Origin of the sequence: Sphingosinicella rhizophila (genome assembly GCF_032378825.1) — a bacterium.
In the GTDB taxonomy this organism is placed as follows: Bacteria; Pseudomonadota; Alphaproteobacteria; order Sphingomonadales; family Sphingomonadaceae; genus Allosphingosinicella; species Allosphingosinicella rhizophila.
Map to the genome: position 1 here is coordinate 602,712 of NZ_JAVUPU010000002.1, position 9,349 is coordinate 612,060.

Genomic DNA, 9,349 nt, shown 5'->3' on the forward strand with positions numbered 1-9,349 from the left:
CCGATCGGCGCCTTCGTCAGATGTCCTGCGTGATTCGTCCATAAAGTTCGGGACGGCGATCGCGGAAGAAGCCGAACGCGGCCCGATGGCGCTTCGCCTGTTCGAGGTCCAGTGCGGCGGTAATGACGCCTGTTTCCGTCGCGCCGAATTCGGCGAGGATATCGCCGCGCTCGTCGCAAATGAAGCTGTGGCCATAGAAACTTTGGTCTCCTTCCGTGCCGATCCGGTTGGCGGCGACGACCGGAACCACATTGGAGACGGCATGGCCGATCATCGCTCGTCGCCACAGGCGGCTGGTGTCCAGACCCGGATCATGCGGTTCGGTGCCGATCGCAGTTGGGTAAAGGAGGATCTCTGCGCCCATCAGGGTCATTGCGCGCGCCGTCTCGGGATACCATTGGTCCCAGCAGACGCCCGCGCCGATCACGCCATAAGGCGACGGCCAGACCTTGAAGCCCGTATTTCCTGGCCGGAAGTAGAATTTCTCGGAATAGCCGGGGCCGTCGGGGATGTGGCTCTTGCGATAAACACCCATCAGCGCGCCCTTGTCGTCGATCATGGCCAGGCTGTTATAATGGTGATGGCCATCCGCCTCGAAGAAGCTGGTGGGGATGACGACATTGAGCTCCGCGGCCAGCGCCTGCATCGCCTTGACGGCGGGATGGCGATCGACCGGCATCGCCCGTACGAAATGGCCCTCGTCCTGGGTGCGGCAGAAATAATGGCCTTCGAACAATTCGGGTGGCAAGATCAGCTTGGCGCCCTTTGCGGCGGCTTCCCGCACCAGCTCGGATACGGCAGCGATATTGTCCTCGACGCAGTCGCTGAAAGCGAGCTGGAGCGCGGCGACATGGATCATATTCATAAGGGCACCTGCTGGCTGATGCAGTGAAAGCTGCCGCCGCCCGTCAAAATGTGGTCGGCGCGCAGTCCGATGGCCTTCCGACCCGGAAAGAGGGCGCCGATCGCGTCGACGGCCGGCGCGTCGTTCGCGGCACCATAGACCGGAACCACGATCACTTCATTGCCGATATAGAAGTTCATGTAGGAAGCCGGGATCGTCTCGCCGTCGCGGACGACATGCCCGGGGGATGGCAGGGGGACGACCTCCAGGCGGAAGGCCTCGGCTTTGGACCTGGCGTCGGCGAAGACGGCGGCGTTGGGATCGTCACTGCCTGCCGCGACCGGAATGGCGATCCGCCCCTCGCCGACGAAGCGGGCAAGATTGTCGACATGGCCGTCCGTATGGTCGTTGAGCAGACCTTCGCCGAGCCAGAGCAGACGCTCGATACCGAGATGATCGCGCAGCCGGCATTCTATCTCCTGCCGGCCGATGCCCGGATTGCGGTTCGGGTTGAGCAGGCACTGCTCGGTGGTCACGGCAAGGCCGGTTCCATCCACATCGATCGCGCCGCCTTCCAGCACCCAGTCGTGACGGCGCAAATCCAGGCCAGCGCTCCGGGCCAGCCCGGCACCAACCTTGTCGTCATTGGGCAGCCGGTATTTGCCGCCCCAGCCGTTGAACAGGAAGCCCGCAGCGCGGCGCTCATCGCGTTGCTTGAGGATGATCGGACCGGTGTCGCGCAGCCAGATGTCTCCGAACGGCTCTTCGACGATATCGATATCGGGGCCTGCCAGCGAACGTGCGGTCGCGGCCGCGGCGGGATCGGAGGCGACGAGGCGTACCCGCTCCCCGGCCCCCTCGGCGTACACCGCCTTGGCGAAGGCGATCGTTTCCGCCTGCGCCGGCGCGAGATCGTCTTCCCAAAGATCCGCATGGCTGGGAAAGCCGATCCAGACCCATTCATGCCTCGCCCATTCGGCCGGCTGGCGTGCGATCACTTCTGGCCCGCTTCGGCGCGCGAACGTTCGCGGACGGCACGGAATTCCGCGGACGGGAGCCAATTGGGCCAGGCGCCGCTATCGGCGAGCTGCCGCCCGATCGAATAATAGAGGCCAACGTCCTGCAGTGCGCCGGACCAGTCCCAATTCGGGTCATATTCGTCCTTCGGCCCGTGATAGCGATTGGCGGTATAATCTTCAGCGGCGGCCTCGCCGGCGGCGGTACCGCCCTTCACGAGGCCCTGCCCGGCTTCGAAATAAGCCATCGGCACGCCTTCCCTGGCCAGGGCGAAATGATCGGACCGGTAATAGAAGCCGCGCTCGGGAGTAGGCTCGGCGACGGTCGTCCGGCCCTGGGCCGTCACGGCCCGCTTCACATAATCTTCGAGCTCCGATTTTCCGGCACCGACGATGACGATGTCGCGTGTCGGCCCGGCCAGGCTCAGCGCGTCCATATTGACCCCGCCGACCGTCTTGCCGAGCGGGAAAATGGGGTTCTCGGCATAATATTTCGCGCCGAGCAGGCCCGATTCCTCGGCCGTAACGGCCAGGAAGACGAGCGTCCGCTCTGCTGCTCCCGCCTTGGCATGGGCCTCCGCAAGGGCGACCAAGGCGGCGGTGCCGGTCGCATTGTCGATCGCACCGTTGCAGATGTCGTCGCCGTCCGGTGCCGCATCGCAACGGCCGAGATGATCCCAATGCGCCGTGTGGAGGACATATTCGCCGGGACGCTTCGTTCCCGGAAGGATTCCGATCACGTTGCGGGACGCCTGGCGCTTGATCTCGTTGGTGAGGGTGATCGACGCCTTGCTCTTCAGCGCCACGGGTTTGAAGCCCTTGCGCTTGGCGGCGGCGGAAAGGGCATCGAGATCCTGGCCCGAATTGGCGAGCAGTTTGCGCGCCGCATCGTTGGTGAGCCAGCCGATCACCTTGGACTGATCCATGTGATTGTTGGCAGCGTCGATATTATATTGCGCCCCCGTCCAGGACGATTGCACGACGTTCCAGCCATAAGCGGCGGGTTCCGTATCGTGGACGATGAAAGCCGCGGCCGCGCCCTGGCGGGCGGCTTCCTCATATTTATAGGTCCAGCGGCCATAATAGGTCATCGCCCGCCCTTCGAACTCTCCCTCCAGGCCCTTGGTCTGATAGTCGGGGTCGTTGACGAGGATGACGACCGTCTTGCCGCGCACGTCCACGCCTTCATAATCGTTCCAACCCCGCTCCGGCGCGTTGATGCCGTAGCCGACGAAGACGATGTCGCTGTCTTTTACCTCGATGCGCGGCTGGACCTGATAGGAATTGGCGACGAAGTCGCTGCGATGATCGAAGGTGAGCGGCTCCGCGCTGCCTTCGACGACGAGCGTGGAAGGGGTGGCGATCGATTCGACGAGCGGTACGTCCTGGAACCAGCTTCCATTATTGCCCGGCTGGAGGCCGGCCTTCTTGAATCGGTCGACGAGGTAGGCAATCGTCTTTTCCTCACCCGCCGTCGTGGGCGCACGGCCCTCGAACGCATCCGACGACAAGGTCTGCGTGACCTCCTTCAGCGTCTCCAGGGAAATCGGGTTTGCAGCCGGGACATCTGCCTTATCGGCAGTGCAGGCGGCGAGGGCGATCAAGCCGAAAGGGACGAGCAGTTCGCGAACGCGCATGGCGGTTTTCTCCTCTATTGCCTCTGGCAATGGCTCCAAGCGCCACGCGATTCAATAGCAGGAACGGAAAAGGGCGGCCCGATCGGACCGCCCCCATCAGGACCCGTAAGGGAAAAACTCAGCGCGAATAGAATTCGACGACCAGGTTTGGCTCCATCTTCACGGGGTAAGGCACTTCGTCGAGCGTCGGCACACGGGTGAAGGTCACCTTCGCATTGCCGTCCGGAGCGACATATTCGGGAATGTCACGCTCGGCCAGTCCCTGCGCCTCCATCACCAGCGCCATTTCCCGCGCCTTGGATCCAAGCGTGATCTCGTCGCCGACATTCACGCGGGCCGAAGCGATATTGCACTTGCGGCCATTGACGCGGATGTGGCCATGATTGACCATCTGCCGGGCGGACCAGATGGTCGGCGCGAACTTGGCGCGGTAGACGACCATGTCCAGCCGGCGCTCGAGCAGGCCGATCAAATTTTGTGAAGCGTCGCCCTTCATCCGGCTGGCTTCGGTGAAGGTCCTCTTGAACTGCTTCTCGGTCACGTCGCCATAATAGCCCTTGAGCTTCTGCTTGGCGCGCAGCTGGATGCCGAAATCCGACACCTTGCCCTTGCGGCGCTGGCCGTGCTGGCCGGGACCATATTCGCGCTTGTTGACCGGGCTCTTCGGACGTCCGAAGATATTCTCGCCCATGCGGCGGTCGAGCTTGTACTTGGCGCTGTTGCGCTTCGACATGATGATACTCCAATTCGCGTTATCGATGTCCCTGGGCCCGCACCGCCGGATCTTGCATCCGGCGCGGCTGCCGCTTCACCAGGGGTGCGGAGCCAATTGCGAAGGGCGGCACATGCCGAGAGAAGGTGTGGAAGTCAACCTCGACAGAGAGATAAGCGGCGCTAAAGAGGCCCCCATGACAGTCGATAGGGTGAGGCCGGACGCGTGCCGGACGATGGCGGAGGTGCGCCAGGGTATTGATCGCTTGGACGAGGAGCTCGTGGCGCTGCTCGGCGAACGCTTTCGCTACATGGAGGCGGCGGCACGGATAAAGCCGGACCGCGCTTCGGTCAGGGACGAGGTGCGCAAGGCGGAGGTGATCGCCAATGCCCGCCGCTCGGCGGCGGAAATGCGTGTTCCGATCGATCTGGTCGGCGATTTGTACGATCGGCTGATCGAAGGCTCGATCGCCTATGAGTTCGAGCATTTCGACGCGATCCGGTCCTGATCAGGATCCCGCCGGACCTTCAAGCTCCGCGATGCCGCGACCGAGGACATCGATCGCTTCGTCCACATGTTCGATATGGGTTCGGAAATTGAGTATGGCGCAGCGGATCATAAAGCGTCCGTCGATGCGCGTGCCGCTCAGCATCACGCGCCCCTCTTCCTGAGTCCGGCGAAGCAGCCGTTCGTTGAATGCGTCCGTATCGCCGCCTCGCGGCTGGTAGCGGAAGGTGATGACGGACAGGTCGGGAGGCGGACCTGGGTCGAAGTCGGGGATTTGCGTCAGTCGGGCATGGAAATACCGTGCGAGCGCCAGTTTCTCGGCCTGGGCCGCCCGGAAGGCGGATGCTCCGGCGAGCTGCAGCGGTAGCCAGAGGCGCAGCGCGCGGAAGTGCCGCGTGAGTTCGGGAGACAGGTCCGAAGGCGAAGGTCCGACCTCGGATTCTCCCAGCGGCTGCATATAATTTGGGCTGGCGCCGAAGGTGTCGACCAGATGCCGGCCTTCGCGCACGAGTACCGCGCCGGTTCCATAAGGGAGGAAGAGCGTCTTGTGGGGGTCGAGCGCGACACTGTCGGAAAGCTCGATCCCGCGCAGCACCTGCCGGCCGTCTTCGCACAAGGCGAACAATCCTCCGTAGGCGCCATCGATGTGGAACCATGCCCCATATCGCCGGCAGATTTGAGCGATCTCGAAGAGCGGATCGACCGAGCCCGTATCGACCGTTCCCGCCGAGGCGACGACCAACCATGGGCGGATGCCCGCTTCCCGGTCTTGCGCCAGCGCTTCTTCCAGCGAGGCGATGGACATGCGGAAACTTTCGTCGGTTGCGATCAGCCTGCGGGGGGCTTTGCCGCGGCCGGCGACGTGCAGGGCCTTGTCGACGCAATGATGCGCGAAGCGGGTGGTATAAACGGCGCCTCCGCCGGCATCGTCACGAGCGTCCCGCGCGGCCACCACCGCCGTCAAATTGGCGATGCTCCCTCCCGAGGTCAGGATGCCGAGGGTGCTTTCGGGATATCCGATCGCCTTTGCCAGCCACTCTATGGTGGCATTTTCCAGCCGCACCGCACCCGGGGCCGCAGAGGCGAAGCCGGCGAATTTATTGGACGCCGCCGCCAGCAGGTCGCCGAGGGCGGAGTGGAACAGGCCGCCGCCGGGTATATAGGCCATGAAGCGAGGCGAGGCGGTCGTGAAGCCGGGGCCTTCCACGCAAGTGGCGAGATAATCGAGCACGGGCGCGAAATCATGGCCTTCCTCCGGGAATTCCGGTTCCAGATGTCGCGAAAAGACATCCGCCCACGGCCCGTTGCTCGGCGCGTCGGGAAGGGCGTCGAGATAGGCGAGCGCATGGTCCAGCGCCTGGCGGCCGAGCGCCGCGCGTGTGTCTGCATCCGGCTCGAGCGGCTGCATCGCCTTGCGGTGCCCGTCGATCTGCAGTTTCAGTTCTTCGATCATGGGATGTCCATCGACGCAAGCTTCCGGCGGCGCAATGGTCTAACGTGGGCGCGGGTTGACGAGCGCTCTGATCATTCCGCGCAACGCCTGGATCTCGCGGTTCGACCAATCGGCCTTCGACAAAATGGTGCGCATTGTGTTGCGGGTGACGGGCGTGCGGTCCGGCGGGTGATAATAGCCGGCGGCGGCCAGCGATTCGTCCATCTGCCCGATCAGACCTTCGAGCTGCGCCTGGGTCGCGCGCGGTTCGCGCGGATCCCCTTCGGTGGGAATGGCCAGCTCGGCATGTTTGGACCATTCATATGCGATCAGGACCACTGCCTGGGCCAGGTTCAACGAGCGGAATTCCGGGTTGATCGGAACGGTGACGATCTTGGTGGCAATCGCCACATCGTCGGTCTCCAGCCCCGATCGTTCCGCGCCGAACAATATGGCCGCCGGTTCGGATTGGCGGCATATTTCCAACGCGGCGGCTTCCGGCGTCACCACGGGGATCACCAGACCACGCTTGCGGACGGTGGACGCATAGACGTGAGGGCAATCGGCGACCGCATCGGCGACACTGTCGAACACGCGTGCTTTTTCCAGGACGAGGTCTGCGCCGGAGGCCGCGGGCCCCGCGCTGGGGTTGGGCCAGCCGTCGCGCGGGGTAACCAACCGAAGATCGGTAAGGCCGAAATTCAGCATCGCCCGCGCCGCTTTGCCGATATTTTCGCCAAGCTGCGGTCGGACCAGCACGATGGCTGGTGCCGCCGTCCCGTCTTTCCGCTCCTCCCGTATCGAATTCACTCTTGCGCGGCCTCGCCGACGAGGCCCGCAAAATCCTCGAAATCCTTGGCTTCGCGGAAGTCCTTATAGACGCTGGCGAAGCGGATATAGGCGACCGGATCGAGAGCGCGCAGGCCGTCCATCACCATTTCGCCGATTCGGCTCGACGGCATTTCGCTCTCGCCGCTCGTCTCCAGTTGCCGCTGGATGGAGGAGACCAGTTTCTCGATCCGCTCCGGCGCGACCGGACGCTTGCGACAGGCGATCGCGACCGACCGTTCGACCTTCATGCGGTCGAAAGGTTCGCGGCGCTGGCCGGACTTGACGATCGTCAGTTCGCGCAGCTGCACCCGCTCGAACGTGGTGAAGCGGGCCCCGCAATCCTCGCACTGCCGCCGCCGACGGATCGACGCGCCATCCTCCGTCGGCCGGCTGTCCTTAACCTGGCTGGCCTCGTGCGAGCAGAAGGGGCAGCGCATCTAGGAAATTATCCTCACTGCTCCGAATAGATCGGAAAGCGCTGGCAGAGCGCGCGGACGCGGTTTTTCACCCCGGCTTCCACTTCTGCATTGCCGGCCTCGCCATTCTTGCCGAGTCCTTCCAGCACGTCGGCGACCATGTCGGCGATATCGCGGAACTCCGCTTGACCGAAGCCGCGCGTCGTTCCCGCGGGCGAGCCGACCCGGATGCCGCTGGTCTTGACCGGGGGCAGGGGATCGAAAGGAATGCCGTTCTTGTTACAGGTGATCGCGGATCGCTCCAGCGCCTCGTCCGCATCCTTGCCGGTAATGCCGAGCGGGCGAAGATCGACCAGCGCGAGATGCGTGTCGGTGCCGCCGGCCACCAGATCGGCACCGCGCTCCTGCAGGCGGCCGGCAAGCGTCTTGGCATTGGCGACGACGGCGCGGGCATAGCTTTTGAAACCGGGCTGTAGCGCCTCGCCGAACGCGACCGCCTTGGCGGCGATCACATGCATCAGCGGGCCGCCCTGGAGACCGGGGAAGACGGCGCTGTTGATCTTCTTGGCGATATCCTCGTCGTCGGTCAGGACCATGCCGCCACGCGGGCCGCGCAGGGTCTTGTGGGTGGTCGTGGTCACGACATGGGCGTGGCCGAAGGGCGTCGGATGCTCGCCCGCCGCGACCAGGCCGGCAAAATGGGCCATGTCGACCATGAACAGGGCACCAACCTCGTCGGCAATGGCGCGGAAACGCGCAAAGTCGATATGGCGCGGATAGGCCGATCCGCCGGCGATGATCAGGCGCGGGCGGGTTTCCTTGGCGAGCCGCTCGACCTGGTCGAAATCGATCAAATGATCGTCCGGACGCACGCCATATTGGACGGCGTTGAACCATTTGCCCGACATGGCCGGCTTGGCGCCGTGAGTGAGATGGCCGCCCGCGTCCAGCGAGAGGCCGAGAATCGTCTCCCCGGGCTTCACCAGAGCCAGCATGACGGCACCATTGGCCTGGGCCCCCGAATGCGGCTGCACATTGGCGAAGCCGCATCCGAACAATTGCTTGGCGCGCTCGATCGCCAGCGTCTCGACCGAGTCCGACGGGGCGCAGCCCTGATAGTAACGACGGCCGGGATAGCCCTCGGCATATTTATTGGTGAGGACCGATCCTTGTGCCTCCAGAACCGCGCGCGACACGATATTTTCGGATGCGATCAGTTCGATCTGGTTCTGTTCACGGTCCAGTTCGGCGGCGATCGCATCCGCGACCTTGCTGTCGGCCTCAGCCAGGCGATCAGTGAAGAATCCCTGATGCTGGACGTCGCTGAAATCAAAGGCGGAACGGCTGCTCATGCGGGCTCTTTCGTGAAATGGGGATGGGAAAGCTTTTCGACGCGGCGGAGATGGCGGTCGCCGCCAAATGGTGTGGCTATGAAGGCCTCGACGCATTCCTTGGCCATGGCGATGCCGATCAGCCGTGCACCCATGGCGATGACATTGGCGTCATTATGTTCGCGCGCCAGCCGGGCCGAGAGAGGTTCGGAAACCAAAGCGGCACGCGCGGCGGGGTTGCGGTTGACGGCGATGGAGATGCCGATGCCGGATCCGCAGATGGCGACGCCCATCGCGGCGTCGCCTGCGGCGATCGCGTCGGCAAGCTTATAGCCGTAATCCGGATAATCGACCGGATCCACGCCTTGCGGGCCCAGGTCGAGCACGTCGTGGCCGGCCAGCCGCAAATGCTCGGCGAGCGCAGCCTTCATCTCGATGGCAGCATGATCGGAAGCAATGGCGATTCGCATGGCCAAGGCAGGACTCCAATTCGATCGGAGCGCCTTCCCTAGTGGAACATCGGCGCCTTTGCCACCAGCTATTGCGCCCGGGGCGGCGAGCCCGGAACAGGTCTATTCAAACGTCTAGGCCGCGAGTTTCATTTCCATTCGGCTCCAGATTTC

General features: G+C 63.9%; 10 protein-coding genes. 1 reads left to right on the forward strand and 9 read right to left on the reverse strand.

The annotated features are described in order from the left end of the window. Window positions 1–16: 16 nt before the first annotated feature. The 4 genes from aguB to rpsD all read right to left on the reverse strand — a co-directional run bounded on the left by aguB (window position 17) and on the right by rpsD (window position 4,230). A complete protein-coding gene (aguB, locus tag RQX22_RS05980; RefSeq protein ID WP_315724552.1) occupies window positions 17–865 on the reverse strand; it encodes an N-carbamoylputrescine amidase in 849 nt (282 codons plus the stop codon). Next, window positions 862–1,842, reverse strand: a complete 981-nt coding sequence (locus RQX22_RS05985; RefSeq protein ID WP_315724554.1) for an agmatine deiminase family protein — start codon at window positions 1,840–1,842, stop codon at window positions 862–864. The genes aguB and RQX22_RS05985 overlap by 4 nt, the downstream gene beginning before the upstream one ends. After that, the gene (locus tag RQX22_RS05990; protein ID WP_315724556.1) at window positions 1,839–3,497 is read right to left on the reverse strand and encodes a M28 family metallopeptidase; all 1,659 of its coding nucleotides are present in this window, start codon (window positions 3,495–3,497) and stop codon (window positions 1,839–1,841) included. The genes RQX22_RS05985 and RQX22_RS05990 overlap by 4 nt, the downstream gene beginning before the upstream one ends. A gap of 118 nt (window positions 3,498–3,615) precedes the next feature. Further along, complete coding sequence (rpsD, locus tag RQX22_RS05995; RefSeq protein ID WP_315724558.1) at window positions 3,616–4,230, reverse strand: 30S ribosomal protein S4; 615 nt, start codon at window positions 4,228–4,230, stop codon at window positions 3,616–3,618. A gap of 175 nt (window positions 4,231–4,405) precedes the next feature. Between rpsD and RQX22_RS06000 the strand changes: the two genes are divergently transcribed. Then, window positions 4,406–4,717, forward strand: a complete 312-nt coding sequence (locus RQX22_RS06000) for a chorismate mutase (RefSeq protein WP_315724560.1) — start codon at window positions 4,406–4,408, stop codon at window positions 4,715–4,717. On the opposite strand, the gene RQX22_RS06005 is transcribed toward RQX22_RS06000, so the two are convergent. The 5 genes from RQX22_RS06005 to rpiB are packed head-to-tail and all read right to left on the reverse strand — an operon-like array spanning window position 4,718 to window position 9,196. Then, window positions 4,718–6,169, reverse strand: a complete 1,452-nt coding sequence (locus tag RQX22_RS06005) for a pyridoxal phosphate-dependent decarboxylase family protein (RefSeq protein ID WP_315724562.1) — start codon at window positions 6,167–6,169, stop codon at window positions 4,718–4,720. A 39-nt stretch (window positions 6,170–6,208) separates the two neighbouring features. Continuing rightward, window positions 6,209–6,958 (reverse strand): RNA methyltransferase, encoded by a 750-nt coding sequence (locus RQX22_RS06010; RefSeq protein ID WP_315724564.1) that lies wholly within the window; start codon window positions 6,956–6,958, stop codon window positions 6,209–6,211. Continuing rightward, window positions 6,955–7,416, reverse strand: coding sequence for a transcriptional regulator NrdR (gene nrdR, locus RQX22_RS06015; RefSeq protein ID WP_315724566.1), 462 nt, complete (start codon window positions 7,414–7,416; stop codon window positions 6,955–6,957). The genes RQX22_RS06010 and nrdR overlap by 4 nt, the downstream gene beginning before the upstream one ends. A gap of 14 nt (window positions 7,417–7,430) precedes the next feature. Then, on the reverse strand, window positions 7,431–8,747 hold the full coding sequence (glyA, locus tag RQX22_RS06020; protein WP_315724568.1) for a serine hydroxymethyltransferase: 1,317 nt from the start codon (window positions 8,745–8,747) through the stop codon (window positions 7,431–7,433). Continuing rightward, on the reverse strand, window positions 8,744–9,196 hold the full coding sequence (gene rpiB / locus RQX22_RS06025) for a ribose 5-phosphate isomerase B (RefSeq protein ID WP_315724630.1): 453 nt from the start codon (window positions 9,194–9,196) through the stop codon (window positions 8,744–8,746). The genes glyA and rpiB overlap by 4 nt, the downstream gene beginning before the upstream one ends. Between the last annotated feature and the right edge of the window lie 153 nt (window positions 9,197–9,349).